The following is a 17,775-nucleotide window of genomic DNA, read 5'->3' as shown; positions in this document are numbered from 1 at the left end:
CGTGTCACCTCGGACGAGGTGGAGGATGACAACGGCAACGGTGATGGCCGCACCTGCGAGGACATGTCCATCATCGTGGGCAAGTCGTTCGTGCAGGTCCGCGCCGAGCGTGAGGGCAAGGGCGACGGCCGCGTCTACACCGTCTACTACTCGGTCACGAACGATGCCGGTGCTTCCACCGAGAGCACCTGCCGCATCTACGTGCCGCACGACCAGTCCGGCCGTGACGTGGTGAACAGCGGCGTGAAGTACTGCGTTGGCCAGGGGTGCCCGGCTGGCACCACCGAGGGCAGCCGCATCTGCAAGTAAGCCAGTGACACCGGAGTAGGGCAGGGGCCCGGAGCCGCCAGACGGTTCCGGGCCCTTCGCTTGTCTGGGCTCCTCAGAGGGGTGGCGGGGGCGGAGGCACGCGGGCTCCGAGTTTCTCCTGGCGCACGAGTAGCAGCTCTCGCACGATGATCTGCCCGGTCGCCATCAGCGGAACCGCGAGGACCGCGCCGATGATGCCGGCCAGCTCCGCGAAGAAGACCACCGCGAAGAGCGTGAGCAGCGGGTTGACGTGCACCGTGCGCCGGAAGATCAGGGGCGCCAGCACGTTGCCCTCGAGCTGCCCGTACAAGAGGAAGTAGATGAGCACCGCCATCGCCTTCCACGTGCCGGCCGTGGCGAGCGTCAGCAGCGTAATGAGGCCGCCGGCCACGATGGGCCCCGCGTACGGCACCATGCTGGAGAAGCCGCTCGCGATCCCCAGGGGGAGGAAGAAGGGCATCCCGATGATGGCCAGGAAGGTCGTGGTGAGGGTGGCGTTGATGGTGCAGATGAAGGTGAGCCCGGCCAGGTAGCCACCTGTCGCGGTGTACACCTTGTCCAGCACTCGCTCGTACCGTGCGCGGCGCTCGGGCAGGGCCTGGGAGAGCAGCCGCTGTACCAGCCCCGGGCCAAAGACCAGCATGAACACCACCAGGAAGGCGACTGTGACTCCTGCGCCAACCAGGCTGAACACCCCGGTGACGGCCCACAGCAGCGGGGGTAGTGCTCCCGTGGCCAGCTCGGTCGAGTCCCGGCCCTTTCGCTCCAACTGCTCCACGATGTGGAATCGCGACTCGAGGCGCTGGAAGAAGCTCGAGGCACGGAACTCATCGATGAGGCTCGGAACCTGAGTGGTCAGCTCCTGACCCTGGGCGATGGCGGACGGAATCACGAGCAGGGCCATCGTCGTCAGGGCAATCAACAGCGCGGAGAGCACCAGCGTGATGGCCAGGCCTCGCTTGAGCCGGGCTCGCTCCAGCATGGCCACCAGATGATCTAGAGCGACCGCGAGCAGGGCGGCGATGCCCGTGAGGATGAGCGCCACCTCCGCCTTGATGATCAACACCGCCAGTGCCACCACCGCCAACACGGCGAAGCACACGGTGAAGGCAGTCTTGAGCGTCACCTGGGACGGGTGACCCATGGACGAGTTGATGCCCGCCAAAAACGCTCCCTCTCGCACGAGCCGTTGTCTCCTCCCACGGTGCTTCGTGCTCGGCGCAGCGACAACCAACCCGAGCCCGGCCGCCTGGTCTCCCGGCGACAGGGCTCACGTGTGTGGCTACTCCTCGCCGAACATCAGCCGGCGCACCACCGGCACGGGCGGATAGCCGTAGGAGACGACGGCGTCGTGGAAGCGCCGCAGGCTGAAGTCCTTGCCCCAGCGCGCCTTCGCCTCCTCACGCAGTTCCAGGAGCATCTTCTTACCCAGCGCGTACACCAGGTAGGTGGGATCGCTCGTGCCCCTGCGCGCCTCGCGCTCGGCGTTGATGCGCGTCATGTACGCCTGCTCCTCGAAGAAGCTCACCGCCTGCTCGTACGTCATGCCCCGTGTGTGCAGCGACAGGCCCACCATGTAGCGCGCCAGCCGTTGCAGGTAGAGCGCCAGTTGGTTCAGCTTCAGCTTGTCCGCCTCCACCCCCGAGCCGCCGTAGCCGACCTCTAGCATCATCTGCTCGGTGTACAGGCCCCAGCCCTCGCTGAACGAGCCACTGCCCATCAGCCGCCGCACCTTCGAGTCCACCCGGTTCGTCCACAGGAACTGCACGTAGTGGCCCGGGTACGCCTCGTGGATGGAGACGAGCTCCAGCGCGTGGCGGTTGTAGAAGCTCATGTGCTGCTCGGTCTGCTCGGCGTTCCACGTCGGGTCCGGCGGCGTCACGTAGTAGTAGGCCTCCGTGGCGCGCGTCTCGTAAGGGCCCGGCGTGCTCATGCTCGCGAAGGAGAGCGCCCGGTTGAAGATCGGCGTCTCCGCCACCTGAGCCCGGACCTCGCTCGGAATGGTGATGATGTGGTGGTCCACCAGGAACTGGCGGATGCTCTCCAGCGTCGCCCGCGTGGTGGGCACCAGCTCCGCCGGCGTGGGGTGCTCCTTGCCGAGCTCACGGTACACATCCATCGGCGCCTTCGTGGCGTCGATCCGGCGCGCTACCGCCTGGAACTCGTCCTGCGTGCGCTTCAGCTCCGTGCGCCCCCACGACAGCAGGCTGTCGATGTCCTCGGTGACGCCCTCCTCGTACTGGAGCTTGCGGCGGTAGATGGACTCGCCGATGGCGAAGTTCCCGTTCGAGCGCGGCAGCAGGTCCTCGCGCAGGAAGCGCACGTAGTCCTCCAGTGCCGCCAGCACCTTCGCCTGCTCCTTCTTGAAGGACTCGTTCAGGGCGGCGTCCTTCACCGGCGCGAAGGCCTGGGGCAGGGTGTCCGAGAACATCGCACGCGTGCCGGACGCCTGCTGCAGCGCGATCTCCGTCCACAGACGGGGCGGGTTCTTCAGCGTCGCCTTGCCCGCGGCGAACACCTCGGGCAGCCGCGTCATGCGCGCCACCGCCGAGCGCATCCGCTGCTCGAGCGGAGCGAAGTCCCGGTTGATCAGCTGGTAGACGGAGCTGGAGGCGAGGTTCAGGTAGGTGTTGGGGTTGGTCTCCCAGCTTCGCACCTCCTCGATGTCCAGGATGCGGGCCTTCAGGTTGGACTCGAAGATGTCGTAGTCGGCCCGGTCCTGCGGGGGCAGGTCCGCGCGGTCCACCTGCCGGGGCAACTCCTCGAGCTCCTTCTTCAGGAAGGCGGCCCAGGCCAGCTGCTCCTCGCCCGTGAAGCCGGCGAGCTGGTCATCGTAGGTGTGCAGGCCCCGGGACGTGGCGGCCAGGGGGAAGCGGCGGAACTGCTCCTCGAAGTGCGTGTCGACGATGCGGCGCAGGGACTTCTGGGCGGGAGACAGTGTGGCGGTGTCCGCCTGTGGGGCGGAGCGCGAGGTGGCACAGGCGGACAGCAGGACGAGCAGCGCGGCGACGAGCGCGCGGGTGGGCGACACGTGCAATCAGCACCTCCAGTAGAGCCTGGAGACTCGCCCACCCGCGCCCTCGCTACAACTGTGCTTCTCAGCAGTGCGCGACGGGTGCCGTGGCGCTAAAGAGCAGCATGGGGCGGAGCAGTGCGTCGAGCTCGGCGGCGTTCTTGCGCTCCCGGACCGCGTTGCTTCGCAGCTCCCTCCTGCCCGAGAACAGGATGCTCGCGCTGACGAGCGCGAAAGTCGTGACGTAAATGGCGAGTTCGATTCGCATGTCCCTTCTTTCCATTCCTGGCATTCATCTGGACAGGGTGCGGAGCGGGACTTTGTGACTTGCCGGAGAGGGAGAGGGGGGCCGGTGGAGCGAGCGAGCGGGCAGGGGAGCCCGAGCGCTCACCGGTGGGTGGAGATGCCGGGAAGAGAGGCGGGGCGCCGCGCTGGCTCGACGTGCACCACCACGTCCACCACCTCGGGGAACTCCGCCTGCAGCCGGGTCTCCACGGCGTCGGCCAGCTCGTGGGCCCGGGCCGTGGTGAGTTGTGGATCCACCTCGATCTTCAGGTCCACGTACACCGTGCCTTCCATGCCCCGGCTGCGCACGTCTCGGCACGAGCGCACGCCCGGCACCTGGAGGGTGATGGTCTCCACCTTCTGCGGATCCAATCGCGCCGTGTCCGAGAGGATGCCCACCGCCTGCTTGACGATGCCCCAGCCCACCCGCGCCACCACGATCATCACCCCCAGCGTGATGATGCCATCCGCCTTCGGGTAGCCCAGCCACACCAGCCCGATCGACAGCAGCACCGCCAGCGTGACGCCCACGTCCGACAGCGTGTGCCGCGCGTCCGCCATCAGCAGGGGGCTCTTGAGCTTCTCACCCTGGTGGCGCTCGATGCTCGTGACGGCCAGGTTGATGAGCAACGTGGCCACCATTACCCCGGCCATCAGCGGAGTCACCGTGGGGTGGCGGTCGTGCAGCAGCGAGTCGAACGCCATTCGCCCCAACTCCAGCATGCTGATGCCAATCATCGCCCCAATGCCCAGCGAGGCCAGCGCCTCGAACTTGCCGTGGCCGTAGGGGTGGTCCTCATCCGCGGGCTGGGCGGCCACCGACATGGACACCAATCCGAGGACGTTGGAGCCGCCGTCGATGAAGGAGTGCATGCCATCCGCGGTCACCGCGGCCGAGTCGCTCAGCAACCCGAAGACGAGCTTGGCCACGGCCACGGCCCAGTTGGCCATGAGGATGGCGGCGAGAACGTTGCGCACCTTGCGGTTGCGCTCGAGCAGGGAGGCGTCCACGCGGCGCACCCTAATGCCTACGCGGTCCGTTCGCGAGCCTCCCTCCCGTGAGGGCCCTCGGTTGCGTTAGTTGGGTTGACGGAAGAGGCGCATCCGGGGGCCGCCGCCCATGTCCATGAAGAAGCCGAAGCTGAAGCGCACCTTCGAGTCGTCCTCCAACAAGCCCGGCGGCGGGTTGGGGAAGGGCTGGGCCCGTCTGAAGGACTCGACGGCCTCCATGTCCAGGAAGTCCAGCCCGCAGCTCTTCTCGATGGTGATGTCCGCGACCTTCCCGGTCTCGTCCAGGGTGACATTGAGCAGGGTGTAGCGGTCCCTTCCGGAGTAGGTGCTGCCCGTCGGGTCACGCCGCATCAGCGCCGAGTTCGGGTTCCACTTCGTGCCGACGCTCTGCTTCACCCGGTTGAAGAAGCTGGCGTACTTCCACTCGCGGGTGTTGAGGTAGGTGCCGTCGCCCTCCTCCACGTCCTTGAGGTGATCATTGGGCGCCCCGCCGATGATCTGATCCATCACCGCTTGCGAGGGCATCAGCTTCGCCATCCCCGGCGAGCCCATGCGGCCCTGGGAGCCCTCGTCGCCCTCGCCGGAGCCCGACTGGATGCGCAGCCGCTTCGAGTTGCCGATGACCTCGTCGCTCTCGTTGCGGTTGTTCACGTCCACGCCCGGACCCGTCGCGTTGGGGTCCTGCTTCATGGCGATTTCCTGCTTGCGCTTCGCGTCGGGCAGCTCGAAGGCGGGCTTCTGGCCGCCTTCCTTCATGGGCCGCTCATCCGCGCCCTGGCCATTGTTGCCCGACAGCTGCGCGGCCTGCTCCTCGCTCTGACCCGAGCCCTCGCGAGACTCGCGCGCCGTCGTCTTCGGCATGGCGTTCTTATAGAAGGGCGTCTGGTCCTTCGCGCGCGTCTCCTTCTCCGCCTTGTTGTTGTGCTCGGCGAGGTACTTCGCGTCCGGAGACTCCTGCTTGTTGCCCGGAGCCACGTCCACCACCTGGCCGTCCGGCTTCTTCTCTGGCTTCTTCTCCGGCTTCTTCAGCGGCTGGTTGAGCCGAGGGGCGTTGAGGTTGGGCTGTCCCCGGTTCTGGGCCCACTCCTGGGCGGTCAGGGGCCGGAGGGCCACGGCGCTTGCCGGCTTGGCGGGCTTGGGCTCAGGCGGCAGGTTGAGCTGAATGTGGGCCATCAGGGCCAGAAGGCCCACGAATACCCCATGCGCCAAGAGGGCTAGCACGAGGGCAATGAGGTAGCGCGCGGGGCGTTCCCGCCTGCGTCGGCGCTTGTACGTCTGCTCTGGAACCGATGGACCCGTCGACACGCGTGCTGAAGATAACCGCCGAGCTCGTCTGGTACTCCCGAGAGGTTTCGGGAGTGACAACCCGGAGGAAGAGCGGAGTGTACTCCTCTAGGAGTCTAGTCACCCATCAATAGATGGGCGCGACCTCTGCTCCGTTGAAGTAGAAACGGAGGATGTCCTGGTAGCGGTGACCGGCCTCGGCTCGGCCGATGGCGCCCGTCTGGCACATGCCCACCCCATGCCCCCAGCCGCCGCCTCGGAAGCGCCAGCCGATGAGGCGGTCCTCGGCGTCCCGCTCTTCGTCCACCAGGGCCATGGAGCTGTTGAGCATCCCGAAGAGGCGACGGATGTTCAGCTCGCCCCGGACCTGGGTGACGCCTCGCTCGCCCGCGACGGTGAGGGTGCGCGCCCGGCCCGACACGCCCCGCTCCCCGAGGCTCAGCGCGTGCACCCGGCCGACCCCCAGGTGCGCCGTGAGCGCGTTCACCTGCTCCACGCTGAAGCGCTTCTCCCAGCGGTACTTGCTCGGCTGCGCGAAGCTGGAGAGCCGGCAGGCCGTGGGCAGCTCGGCGCGCAGGTACTCGGCCAGGGAGTCGGGCCCGGGCAGTCCTTCCGTGGGGCCCAGGACGTCCGGTCTGCCGCGCAGGCTTGGGTTCGGGGGGCCGCCCCAGACGATGTCGTTGTCCTCCGTGTGGCCCCCGCACACCGCGCTGTACACCGAGTCCACCAGCCTTCCGTCCGCCGAGAAGAGCCCCTCTCCCCGTGTGGCCTCCACCGCCGCGGTGGTGCTGGCCGCCTCGCCCGTGCGGCCTCGGTACACCGCGCAGTGTTGTTCGGAGCACAGGAGGAAGGGGTCCGCCAGGTGTTTGATACCCACCTTCGCCAGCACCTCGCCGCGTGCCGTCACCGCCTGGGCCTTGAGCGCCTCCGGGTGCGCCCGGGCGTAGATCTCCGAGGGCACCAGCCCCTTGAGCAGATCCTCCAGCTTCACCACGTTCACCACCGCCAGCGTTCCGTGGCGATCCACTGAGAGCTGAAGCGTGCCGCGGAAGCTCCGGTCCTCGAAGCCATGGTTGTCGTAGCCGACGTCGTGCTCCACCTGCCTCACGTCGAAGCCGGCGTCATCCAGCGTCTCGGCGTACACGGAGTCCTGCGCCAGCCCCACCACGTTGCCCGCGTCGTCCCGCACCTCGAGGATGCCGCGTGAGGGCGTGCGGACCTCCTCGAAGAGGGTGGTGCGCACGCCGAAGTCGCGCAGCAGCTCCGCCTGACGCCCGGTGGCCTGCTTCGGGGAGAGCTCCTCGTCTAGCAGCAGCAGGTAGCGCCGGTTGTCGATGACCTTCCCGGCGATGCCGTAGAGCACCCCCAGCACGTGCACGCGCACCGCCACGCCCCGGGCCTGCCACTGCGCCTGTGTCTCCGTCAGCCCCGCCTTGTCCGCGAAGGGGAGCTCCGCCAGTTGGATGCGCGCGGACAGCTCCGCGGGGGTGCCGTCCGTTACTCGCACCGTCCACACCGAGCCCGCGGGGGCCTCCAGCATCTTCTCCGCCTCCCCGCCGAAGCGCAGCCGCATCCGCCCCTTGGGGGAGAAGCGGGCTTCGCGGCGGCCCTGCATCAACCCGATGGGGATGTGCGGCTCTCCGCCCCGGAAGTCCAAGCGCTTGAGGTTGCCCGGCGCGGGCAGCTCCTCGGGGCGGAGCGCGAGCTCGGGAGACGGTGCCGGACGGGCCTCAGTCGGAGCCGGACTCGCAGGGGGGGCGCTCGCGGTGGAATCAGAGCGGACGGGTTCCGTGCTCGAGGTGGACGCGGACCGATGCGGGGCAGCGCAGGTGACGAGGAGGAACGCGAGGAGTGGAAGAACGGCCTTGAGCAAAGCCCCCCGACCGTACCCGTGGACGGCCTCGCCCGCCACCTCCTGGTTGGAGTCCAGGCAAGCAGAGCACGGAGGGGGCGAATACAGGGGACGGTGACAGGGGTTCCCCCTGCTCATGAGAAAACAAAGAGGCAAGATGAGGAAGACTCCAGGGGCTTTCCTGGCCGCCTGCTCGCTGGGCCTCGGCCTGTGGGCCTGTGGTGGGGGAGTTGGCTCCGATGGACAGCCGGGTGGGGCGGACAATGCTCCGCGTCTCAATCCCCCCGCCTCTGCCTCGAAGCCGGGCGAGCCGGCCCCCATTGGGGCGCAGCCTGTGGCGAATACGCCCGTGGCCGACCTGCCCTCGCACGAGGGGCACTCGCCCATCGCCGAGCCCTCTCCTCAGCCAGGGCTGAACACGCCCGAGTCCGCGCCCGCTCCAAAGCCCTTCACCCGAGAGTGGGTCGTGAGCGCGTCCGGGAGCGACACCGGAGACGGGAGCGCGGCCCAGCCGTTCCGCTCCATCGCCAAGGGCATCTCCATGGCGGGTCCGGGCGAGGTTGTTCGCGTCCTCGCGGGCACCTACGCCGAGCGCATCGTCATTGGCGACAACGCCAAGGCCGGCGCTGAGGGCGCGCCCATCACGATTCAGGGCGAGGGCAAGCCGCGCATCATTCCGAGCTCTGGCTCGGGGGCGCTCATCCAGGTGCGCAAGCCGCACTGGATTGTGGATGGCTTCGAGGTGGATGTGCAGAAGCAGCCGTCCTACGCGGTGACCTTCCAGGGCAACGTGCAGGGCTCGACGCTGGCCAACTCGGAGCTGCACCACGGCACGCTCGGTGCGGCCATCACCACGTATGACAACGCCACGGGCGCGGTCATCGAGAACAACCACATCTACGGCTTCGTGAAGAGCTCGGGCAACCAGGACTCGCACGGCGTCGTGGTGCAGCCGACGTCGCACGACATCACCGTGCGCAACAACGACATCCACGACAACTCGGGTGACTCGGTGCAGTGCCTGGGGCCCGAGGGCTTCAGCTCGCTGCCACCCGCGGACGGGCTGCTCGTGGAGAACAACCACTTCTACGCCAACCGCGAGAACGCGGTGGACATCAAGACGTGCCACAACGTCACCATCCGCAACAACAAGATGCACGGCTTCAAGCCGAGCTCCACGGCGAAGGGTGACGCGGTGGTGGTCCACTACTCGGCTCGGAACGTGATCATCGAGGACAACGAGGTCTACGACTCGGGCAAGGGCATCTCGGTGGGTGGCAACCACGAGGGCCCCGTCCCCACTGGGGTGGTGGTGCGGCGCAACCGCGTCCATGACATCTCCAAGGACGGCGGGGGCGAGGGCACGGGCATCCGCTTCGAGAACTCCGAGGGCGCGGTGCTGGTGAACAACACCGTGACGCGCGTGGCGGGTTCCGCGCTCATCATCGGCCATGGCACCGGCGGCGCGACGAGCAACCTCCAGGTGGAGAACAACCTCATCTCGGAGGCCCCGGTGGCGGTGGACCTCGGCAGCCAGCGCCCGGGCCTGAAGATGGGACACAACCTCTTCCCGGCGGGCGCGCAGTTCAAGCGCAGTGGCGCGGTGGTGGACCTGGTGGGCTTCCAGCAGGCCTCGGGGGACTCCACCTCCACCACGGGTGACGCGGGCGCGGCGCCTCCAACCTTCGGACCGGCCTCGGCCGCTGTGGATCAGGGCTCCGACGTGGGCCTGCCCTTCTGCGGTGGGGCTCCGGACATCGGCGCCGTGGAGACCGGCTGCTGAGCGCGGCTCGCTGACGCCCTGAACAGGAAAAGGCCCGGTGTGGAGTTCGCTCCGCACCGGGCCTTTTTCATGGGCTATGAAGGCCCGTACTTCAGGCAGCCTGGCTCTCGGGCGGCTTCCAGTTGGCGAAGAAGCGCGCCTTGAACCGGGCGCAGTAGCGGACGAGGTTCTCCTGGGACAGCGTGTACTGTTTGAGCTCCGTGTCCACAGGATTGGCGATGATGCTCACCAGGAACGAGTAGACCACCGCGTCGAAGGAGGAGGGCTCATCGCCGAGCAGGAAGGACTTGTTGCCCATCAGCGTCGCGATCGCGGAGATGTCCGCCTTCGCCAGTACCTGGACTTCCTCCATCGTGTGGCGGCCCGTGCCCTGGTCATGGAGGATCTGCAGCATCTTCTGGCGGAGCGCCGTCAGCGGCACAGGGCCACCCACTACGCCCGGGACCATCGACTCCACGACGGGCGTGTAGGCCCGCCAGCCCTCCTCGTCCACCCAACGCATGTACACGATGTACCAGTAGGTGCACTCCTCCAGCATGCGCCGGATGGTGTGGCCGATCGCCAGCTGCTCCGGCGTCAGCTTCGCATCGAGCGAGTCCCCGTGCTTGTTCTTGAGATAGTCGATGATGAACTGGGAGTCGCCCATGAGCTTCCCGTCGATCTCGACGTAGGGCACCTTGCCCTTGGGCGCGGTGGCCAGACTGGCCAGCTTCACCGAGTACGGGATGCCGGCCATGCGCAGGTAGGACTCCAGTTTGAAGCAGAACGGGCTGAGGTTGGGCGTGCCCCAGGCAACGGGGGTTTGGTAGAGGGTGATCATGGCTGTTGTTGTCTCATGCAGTCGCCGACTGCACTGGTTGTCCTTCCGTACGAACCGATTCTAGCGGTTTGACGTGCACCTGGACTCCGCTGAATGCGGCATTGCCACTGAGGGCGTCCAGGAAGCGGTCGTCCGTGAGATCATTGATGCTCACGCCCGCATGCTCTCCTGCCACCCGGAGCCGGACGCCTTCGCGCCCATGGCCGTAGCCATGCGGCAGGCTCACCACTCCGGGCATCACTTCATCCGTCACGGTCACGGGGGCTCGCACCTCCCCGACGCGTGAGGTGATCAATGCCTCTCCGCCCTCTTGAAGGCCGAGGCGGCGAGCATCCTCCGGGTGCACCATCAGCGTACACCGGGGCTTCCCACTCACGAGCCGGGGCACGTTGTGCAGCCAGGAGTTGTTGTCCCGCAGGTGGCGCCGGCCGATGAGCAGCATCGAGCCCTGCTCCGACGCCCCCGTGCCCTCTGGGAACGTTTGGCGCAGCCGCTGGACGTCGGCCACCATCAGCTCGGGGGCGAGCTGGATGCGGCGGTCGCGCGTGGCCAGCCGCCCGGGAAGGCTCGGCTGGAGCGGTCCCAGGTCCACGCCGTGCGGCTTCTGCTTGAGGCTCGCCAGGTTCAGGCCCTTGCGGAACGGGCGGAGCCTCATTCCATAAGGGCCCGCGCGCAGCCCCAGATCGAGGATGCCGTCAGGGCCGAGCTTCTTCAGCGCGCGGTACGTCAGCTCGCCGCGCACGCGCGGCTCTCCGCGCAAGGTCTCCAGTCGGTGCTTCAACTCCAGGAAGATCTCCCAGTCGTGCTTCGAGCCCGGGCGCGGCTCAAAGAGCGGCGGCGAGTACTTCGCGGTGTTGCGCACCGCCAGCACGTGGAAGGCGAGGTCGTAGTGGCTCCGCTCGAGCTGGGTGCTGGGCGGCAGGATGATGTGCGCGTGGCGGGTCGTCTCGTTGATGTACGGGTCGATGCACACCATGAAGTCGAGGGACGCGAACGCCTTGTCGAGCTGCTGTCCGTTGGGCGTGGACACCACCGGGTTGCCCGCGGAGGTGATCATCGCGCGGATGCGGCCAGGGCCCTCGGTGAGGATCTCCTCGCCGAGCACGGCTACGGGCAGCTCGCCAGAGGTCTCAGGCAGCCCGCGCACCCGGCTCTTCCAGCGCCCGAAGCTCCCGCGGCTCATGGAGATCGCCTTCGGCCCGTGCACCAGATCGAAGGCCGGCTTCGTGAACAGGGCGCCGCCCGGACGGTCGAAGTTCCCCGTCACCAGGTTGATGACGTTGATGAGCCACTGGCACATCGCGCCGAAGGCGTGCGTGGAGACGCCCACGCGGCCGTAGCACACGGCGGACTCGGAGGCAGACAGCTCGCGGGCGATCCGCCGGGTGGTGGCCGCCGGCACGCCGGTGTGGGGCTCGGCACGCTCGGGGGTAAAGTCGCGTGCCAGCTCCCGGAGGGTGGCCAGGCCATCGGAGAACTCCGCGAGCCGCCCCATCTTCGCGCCCGCTCCCTCCAGCAGCAGGTGCAGGAGCGAGAACAGCCACAGCGCGTCGGTGCCGGGGCGGATGAAGACGTGCTCGTCCGCGACGCGGGCGGTCTCCGTCTTCCGGGGGTCCACTACCACCACCTTGCCTCCGCGCTCCTGGATGGCCTTGAGCCGGCCTCGCACGCCCGGCGCGCTCATCAGGCTGCCGTTGGAGGCGAGCGGGTTGGCCCCGAGGATGAGCATGTAGCGCGTGTGGTCGATGTCCGGGATGGGGATGAGGAACTGGTGCCCGAACATCGAGTACGCGGCGATGTGATGGGGGAGCTGATCCACCGACGTCGCTGAGAACTTGTTCTTCGTGCGCAGGGTCCTCAGGAGCAGCGGCAGGAAGAGCATCGCGCCGTGGTCATGCACGGTGGGGTTGCCCACGTACACGCCCAGCGAGTCCTTGCCGTGCTCCCGTTGGATGGCGTTGAGCCGCCGCGCGGTCTCGTCAAGCGCCTCCTCCCACGAGATGGGCTGCCAACCGGTGGCGGTACGCCGGACGGGTTGACGGAGCCGGTCTGGATCCTCGTGCAGGTCCTGGAGCGCGACGGCCTTGGGGCAGATGTGACCCTTGCTGAATGGATCCGCCTCGTCACCCCGGATGGAGGTGACGCGGCCTCCAGAGGTTTCGATGCGCAGGCCACACATGGCCTCGCAGAGGTTGCAGGTGCGGAAGTGCAGCTCGGACGGCGCGGAGGACTGACTCATCGAGTACCTCGTGGCGACGACGGGGAAGACGCACGGAAACGGCGGGCGGCGAAAGCTACCAGGGACAGCAGACACAACCAGGAGGTTGCGCTCGTGTTACCCGGAGTGTTGGAACAGCCACAACCACTGGCTTCCCGTTCGACGTGCACGTTGAACGTGCACCGGGTCGTATTGCCCGAGGCGTCCTCCGCCGTCACCTCCACGGTGGTGTCACCCGGTGGGAAGATGCTGCCGCTGGCGGGGGACATCGTGACGGCCGGCGAGGTCGTCACGCGGTCCGTGGCGGAGGCCCGGGGCAGCTCCACGGCCACCGGTCCCTCTGGGACGGTCACGTCCTGCGGACACGTGAGCAGGGGCGGCAGGGTGTCACTCACCGTGACGGGGAAGCTGCACTCGGCCACGTTGCCCGAGGCATCCTCCGCCCGCACCTTCACGGACGTCTCGCCCACCGGGAAGGTGTCCCCGGAGGCGGGCTGGGTGCTCACCGTGACCGCGGAGACGGTGTCCACGTAGTTGATCACCGAGAACGTCGTCGGAGTCCCCGAGGGTCCCTCCGCCTCGACCTCGATGGGTGCCGGGCACTTGAGCGTGGGGGCCTTCGTGTCGCGGACGATGACGTGGAAGGTGCAGCTCGAGACGTTCCCGGCCCCATCCTTGGCCGTCACCGTGACGGGCGTGCTCCCGACCGGGAAGCGCTCCCCGCTGGTGTGATCGACGGTGACGGTCGGCTGGGAGACCGCGTCCGAGGCCTCGACAGGCGGCCAGGTGGCGATCGCGCCGGTGGGGTTCTCGGCCTCGACAATCGGATCCGCCGGGCACGTCAGCACCGAGGCCGTGGTGTCCTGGACGTTCAGGGTGAAGGTGCACTGACTCTCGTTGCCCCACTCGTCGGCGGCCGTCACCGTCACGGTGGTGTTGCCGTGGGGGAAGAGGCTGCCGGAGGCGTGGCTCACGGTGAGGCGCGGCTCGCGAGTCACCGCGTCGGTGGCCAGGGGCTCGGGGTAGGTGACCACCGTGCCCGCCGCGCTCGTGGCCTCCACGTCGGCGCTCGCGGGGCAGACCGGCACGGGCGGCGTGGTGTCCTGCACCTTCACGTTGAAGGCGCACGTGGCCACGAGGCCCGCGGCGTCTCGCGCGGTGGCGGTCACCCGGGTGGTTCCGAAGGGGAAGAAGCTTCCCGGCACCCGGCTGTAGGAGAGGGCGGGAGGGAGCGAGGTGTCGTCGTTGGCCTCCGCCTCCGGGAAATGAACCTGCGCGCCCAGCGCCTGCTGGGCCTCGACGACCTGGTCCGCCGGGCAGACGAGGGTTGGGGCCGTGCTGTTGGTGAGCAGCTCCCGAGGCATCAACCACGGCTCGCGCCCGTGCCGCCCGTCGCTCGCGCTGAAGGCGATGGAGTCTCCGAAGAAGGTGAACCCCGCGGGGTCCGAGCCGAGCTGCCAGGGGGCGATGTCGTGCAGCATGAAGGTGCCCGCCGAAGTGCCGTCCGAGCGCCACAGCTCGGTGCCACTCACGCCATCATTGGCGGCGAGGAGGATCAGCTTCTCGGCGGGGAGCGCGAGAAGTGAGCTGGCGAGGACTCCACCGCCCGTGCCCGAGAGGATGTCCTTGACGCGGACGGTGCCGGCTTCGGTGCCGTTGGTCTTCCACAGCTCGCGGCCGGACGTATCGTCCTCGGCGGTGAAGTAGAGGGTGTCGCCGAGCGCCGTGAGTGCCTGCGGTGTGGAGCTCCCGTTGCCCGAGCGGATGTCCTTGACGCGGATGGTGCCCGGCTCGGAGCCATCGGTCTTCCACAGCTCGGCACCGGAACTGCCATCGTTGGCCTTGAAGTAGAGGACGCCGCCGAGCACCGCGAAGGAGGAGGGCCCAGAGTCCGCCGCACCCGGGGCGATGTCCTTCACCCGGGTGGTGGTCGTTCCATCCGTCTTCCACAGCTCGATGCCGGTGCCGGCCTCGTTGGCGACGAAGTAGAGGGTGCTGCCCACGACTCCGGCGATGTTCAGCACGGAGGCATAGCCCAGGCTGTCGCGGATGTTGGCGACGCGGACCGTCCCGGCGCCGGTGCCATCCGTCTTCCACAGCTCGCGGCCGCCGGAGGCGTCACGGGCCAGGAAGTACAGGGCTCCTCCCACGGACGTGAATTGGGAGGGCTGCGAGGACCCGCTCTTCTCCACGATGTCCTTCACCAGGGTGGTGCCCGAGTCGGTTCCGTCGCTCTTCCAGAGCTCGAAGCCCGTGATGGAGTCACTGCCGGCGAAGAAGAGGAATCCCCCATGCGCGGCGAGCTCGATGGGAGCGCCCGCCACGGGGGTGAGCTTGAGCCTGGAGGTCACCCGCGTGGTGCCAGTGGGGGCAGGGGTCCCATCTGTCTTCCAGAGCTGATAGCCCTCCACGGACGAGGGCAGGGCCGCGAAGTAGAGGGCGCCGTTCAGGGGTGTCAGGTCGCTCACTCCCGACTCCAAGATGGAGCTGTCGACCTCGGAGGGAAGGATGTCCACGAGCGACTGCGTGCCCGCGACCGTCCCATCGGTCCGCCACAGCTTCGCCGCCGCCTCCTGCTCGAAGGTGGTGAAGTACAGCGAGCCATTCCAGGTGGCGAAGGGGGCGGGCTTGGAGCCCCGGGTGGCCTTCAGATCGGCTCCGACGGGGGCGGTGGTGGCCACGTCGCCCTGCGTCTTCCACAGCGTGGGGAGGGGAGGGTTCTCGAGGGAGAGGCCCGTTCCGGGCGCAGTCGCCACGAAGTAGACGGTGTCGCCCAGCACCGTGAACGAGCGGGGGGCCGGATCCGTGGGCTTGTCGCCCGAGAAGATGTTGGTGCCGATGCGCGCCGCCCGGGTGCCATCGCTCGTCCACAGCTCGGCGCCGACGCTCGGCTCGTACGCGGTGAAGTAGAGCGTGCTCCCGTGGGCCGTCATCAGCAGGGGGCCCTTGCCGCCTCGGGCCTTGAAGTCCTCGAGCTTCGAGGTGCCCGCCGCCGTGCCGTCCGTCGCGTAGAGTGCGCTCTCATTGCCGCTGCTGTCGCGCGTCAGGAAGAAGAGGCGGCTGCTGGTGGCGACGAGGGAGTCGGGCTTCTCCGTGGTGTTGTTTCCGGAGAAGAGCTCCAGGACGCGCGAGGTGCCCGCCCCGGTGCCATCGGTCTTCCACAGCTCGTTCCCCGTCACGCCGTCCGTGGCGACGAAGTACACCGCGCCCCCGAAGGCGGTGAGCTGCGCGGGGCCAGAGCCCGATGCGCCCGGGGAGAGGTCCTTCACGCGGACGGTGCCCGTCTCGGTGCCATCGGTCTTCCACAGCTCGGTGCCTGTCGTGCCGTCATCGGCGGCGAAGAAGAGCGACCGGCCCGACCGGACGAGCCCGCGCGTGGCGGGGGAGGCCGTGACGGTCAGGTTCGCGCCGACACGCACCGTGCCCTCCGGTGTTCCATTCGTCCGCCAGAGCTGCCGCGTCCCCCCTGGCCCGGTGGCGATGAAGAAGAGCTTGCCGCCGAGCTCGGTGAACGAATCGGGGTTGCTGTTGCCCTTGCCCAGGAAGATGTCCCGGACGAGCTCCGTGCCGCCTGGGGTTCCGTCCGTGCGCCACAGCTCGGCGCCGTGCTCGCCGTTGTCAGCGCTGAAGTAGACCCTCCCGTTGAGCTCGGCGAACGTCGTGGGCTGGGAGCTCGCGGTGCCCGGTCGGATGTCCGCGAGCAAGAAGGTGCCCGCGGAGGTGCCATCCGTCCGCCACAGCTCCACGCCATTCTTTCCATCCGTGGCGGAGAAGTACGTAAGTCCCCGCATGTGGAAGAGGTGGGAGGGCGAGGAGCCTGGAGTCCCCGGGGCGATGTCGGACACCAGGACGGGGCCGGAGGACGTGAGCCTCCACAGCTCGGGTCCGGTGCTGTCGTCGTTGGCCGAGAAGAGGAGGGCCGTGCCGGCTGGCGTGAGGAACTCGGGGTAGCGCACCAGCGCGCTCTCGGACTTCGCGGCCACATCCATGACGAGGGAGGCGGGACCCTCACCCAGCGCCCGGCGGGTGGCCTTCGGCGTCTTCCGCGCAGGCTCCTCCCCTGTAGGCGCCGTGCAGGCCATGCCCAGCACGAGGACGCACAGAGACGTCAGGGTCGTGTTCACTCTCACCATGCTGTTCCTCGAGACTCCCCCGCCGGTGCTGGGCCTGCAGCGCCCGGCCATGCCGAAACCTGCGGCATTCAATCACATCCGGGCCCAGTGGGAGCGCGACAGAAAACGCACTGGCAGGGTGACAGTTTCGCGGGGAGGCGGTGTTTCAGGCGGCGTGACCTTCGATGCCGCCTGGTGGGCTGGCGTCCTTTCATGAGGGAGTCAGAACATGTGGAAGAGCCTATGTGTGGGTGTTGCGGCGCTGCTGCTCCTGCCGGCCTGCGGTCTGATTGGAGAGCAGGGTGATGGCCATAAGGTCACGGTGTCGCGTGAGCTCTTCGGCTTCACCCAGGTGGAAAATCGCAGTCAGCTGGAGGTGGTGGTGCGCGAAGCCGCCACCGAGTCCGTCAACGTCACGCTCGACGAGAACCTGCAGCAGTACATCACCACCCACGTCTCCAGAGAGACGCTCGTCATCGATGACACCACCCTGCTTTCGTACTCGGGTGAGGGCCAGATCGTGGTGACGCTGCCGCGCTTCCTGGGCGCGAAGGGTGAGGGGTCCGGATCGCTCCTCGTCGAAGGAGTGACCCAGTCGAACGCGCTCACCTTCAAGCTCGAGGGTTCTGGCGACATGCGCTACTGTGGGCCAGCGTCCAGCCTCGCCGCGCACCTGTCGGGCTCCGGCAACATGACGCTCTGCACCCCGCTGGAGCAGGTGATCGACAAGGTGGACCTGAAGCTCGATGGCTCCGGCGATCTCTCCTATGACGGCTCCGTGAAGAGCCTGGATGCCTCCTCCGATGGCTCGGGGGACATCAGCCTCTCCGGCTCGGCGCCGCGGTTCGTGGCCCGGGTGGAGGCCAGCGGGGACATCGATGCCAAGGCGCTCACCAGCTCGGAGGCGGAGTTGAGCTTGTCCGGCTCCGGCAACCTGAGCGCGACCATCACCGATGTCGTGTCGGTGAAGCTCTCGGGCTCCGGCAATGTGGATCTGTGGGGCGGCGCCGCGATTCGTGACGTGCACCTCGACGGCAGCGGTAACCTCCGGCGCCACTGAACCCGAAGGGCACCTGGCCCTGTCGCAG

General features: G+C 68.1%; 12 protein-coding genes. 3 read left to right on the top strand and 9 right to left on the bottom strand.

Annotated elements, in window-relative coordinates; genetic code table 11:
- The first annotated feature begins 18 nt into the window (after positions 1 to 18).
- Complete coding sequence (locus F0U60_RS33925; RefSeq protein ID WP_395806202.1) at positions 19 to 309, top strand: hypothetical protein; 291 nt, start codon at positions 19 to 21, stop codon at positions 307 to 309.
- A gap of 73 nt (positions 310 to 382) precedes the next feature.
- Here F0U60_RS33925 and F0U60_RS33920 read toward each other — a convergent pair whose 3' ends face one another.
- The 6 genes from F0U60_RS33920 to F0U60_RS33895 all read right to left on the bottom strand — a co-directional run bounded on the left by F0U60_RS33920 (position 383) and on the right by F0U60_RS33895 (position 7,892).
- Complete coding sequence (locus tag F0U60_RS33920) at positions 383 to 1,492, bottom strand: AI-2E family transporter (protein WP_395806201.1); 1,110 nt, start codon at positions 1,490 to 1,492, stop codon at positions 383 to 385.
- A gap of 99 nt (positions 1,493 to 1,591) precedes the next feature.
- Positions 1,592 to 3,340: a DUF885 domain-containing protein gene (locus F0U60_RS33915; protein ID WP_395806200.1), complete on the bottom strand. Its 1,749-nt coding sequence runs from the start codon at positions 3,338 to 3,340 to the stop codon at positions 1,592 to 1,594.
- Positions 3,341 to 3,407: 67 nt separating this feature from the next.
- Entirely contained in the window at positions 3,408 to 3,590 is a 183-nt protein-coding gene (locus tag F0U60_RS33910; protein WP_395806199.1) for a hypothetical protein, read from the bottom strand.
- A gap of 119 nt (positions 3,591 to 3,709) precedes the next feature.
- Complete coding sequence (locus tag F0U60_RS33905; RefSeq protein WP_395806198.1) at positions 3,710 to 4,627, bottom strand: cation diffusion facilitator family transporter; 918 nt, start codon at positions 4,625 to 4,627, stop codon at positions 3,710 to 3,712.
- A gap of 57 nt (positions 4,628 to 4,684) precedes the next feature.
- A complete protein-coding gene (locus tag F0U60_RS33900) occupies positions 4,685 to 5,923 on the bottom strand; it encodes a TonB family protein (RefSeq protein ID WP_395806197.1) in 1,239 nt (412 codons plus the stop codon).
- Between the two features lie 106 nt (positions 5,924 to 6,029).
- On the bottom strand, positions 6,030 to 7,892 hold the full coding sequence (locus tag F0U60_RS33895; protein ID WP_395806196.1) for a SpoIID/LytB domain-containing protein: 1,863 nt from the start codon (positions 7,890 to 7,892) through the stop codon (positions 6,030 to 6,032).
- A 19-nt stretch (positions 7,893 to 7,911) separates the two neighbouring features.
- Here F0U60_RS33895 and F0U60_RS33890 point away from each other — a divergent pair, with 19 nt between their 5' ends.
- Positions 7,912 to 9,537: a right-handed parallel beta-helix repeat-containing protein gene (locus F0U60_RS33890; protein WP_395806195.1), complete on the top strand. Its 1,626-nt coding sequence runs from the start codon at positions 7,912 to 7,914 to the stop codon at positions 9,535 to 9,537.
- Between the two features lie 91 nt (positions 9,538 to 9,628).
- On the opposite strand, the gene F0U60_RS33885 is transcribed toward F0U60_RS33890, so the two are convergent.
- The 3 genes from F0U60_RS33885 to F0U60_RS33875 are packed head-to-tail and all read right to left on the bottom strand — an operon-like array spanning position 9,629 to position 16,708.
- Entirely contained in the window at positions 9,629 to 10,357 is a 729-nt protein-coding gene (locus tag F0U60_RS33885; protein ID WP_395806194.1) for a glutathione S-transferase family protein, read from the bottom strand.
- A 13-nt stretch (positions 10,358 to 10,370) separates the two neighbouring features.
- A complete protein-coding gene (locus tag F0U60_RS33880; protein ID WP_395806193.1) occupies positions 10,371 to 12,596 on the bottom strand; it encodes a molybdopterin oxidoreductase family protein in 2,226 nt (741 codons plus the stop codon).
- Positions 12,593 to 16,708 carry an ELWxxDGT repeat protein gene (locus F0U60_RS33875; RefSeq protein ID WP_395806192.1) on the bottom strand — a complete coding sequence of 1,372 codons (4,116 nt, stop codon included), beginning with the start codon at positions 16,706 to 16,708 and terminating at the stop codon, positions 12,593 to 12,595. The genes F0U60_RS33880 and F0U60_RS33875 overlap by 4 nt, the downstream gene beginning before the upstream one ends.
- A 208-nt stretch (positions 16,709 to 16,916) precedes the next feature.
- On the opposite strand from F0U60_RS33875, the gene F0U60_RS33870 reads away from it, so the two are divergent.
- Entirely contained in the window at positions 16,917 to 17,747 is an 831-nt protein-coding gene (locus F0U60_RS33870; protein WP_395806191.1) for a GIN domain-containing protein, read from the top strand.
- Positions 17,748 to 17,775: the final 28 nt, after the last annotated feature.

Source organism: Archangium minus (genome assembly GCF_044360475.1).
In the GTDB taxonomy this organism is placed as follows: domain Bacteria; phylum Myxococcota; class Myxococcia; order Myxococcales; family Myxococcaceae; genus Archangium; species Archangium minus.
The sequence above is the reverse complement of the archived record's forward strand: the minus strand, read 5'-3'. Positions and strand labels throughout refer to the sequence as shown.

Coding starts and splice junctions, on each gene's coding strand:
- F0U60_RS33885 (WP_395806194.1), bottom strand. CDS start 10,357: ATGATCACCCTCTACCAAACCCCCGTTGCCTGGGGCACGCCCAACCTC.
- F0U60_RS33870 (WP_395806191.1), top strand. CDS start 16,917: ATGTGGAAGAGCCTATGTGTGGGTGTTGCGGCGCTGCTGCTCCTGCCG.
- F0U60_RS33880 (WP_395806193.1), bottom strand. CDS start 12,596: ATGAGTCAGTCCTCCGCGCCGTCCGAGCTGCACTTCCGCACCTGCAAC.
- F0U60_RS33895 (WP_395806196.1), bottom strand. CDS start 7,892: ATGAGCAGGGGGAACCCCTGTCACCGTCCCCTGTATTCGCCCCCTCCG.
- F0U60_RS33875 (WP_395806192.1), bottom strand. CDS start 16,708: ATGGTGAGAGTGAACACGACCCTGACGTCTCTGTGCGTCCTCGTGCTG.
- F0U60_RS33890 (WP_395806195.1), top strand. CDS start 7,912: ATGAGGAAGACTCCAGGGGCTTTCCTGGCCGCCTGCTCGCTGGGCCTC.
- F0U60_RS33910 (WP_395806199.1), bottom strand. CDS start 3,590: ATGCGAATCGAACTCGCCATTTACGTCACGACTTTCGCGCTCGTCAGC.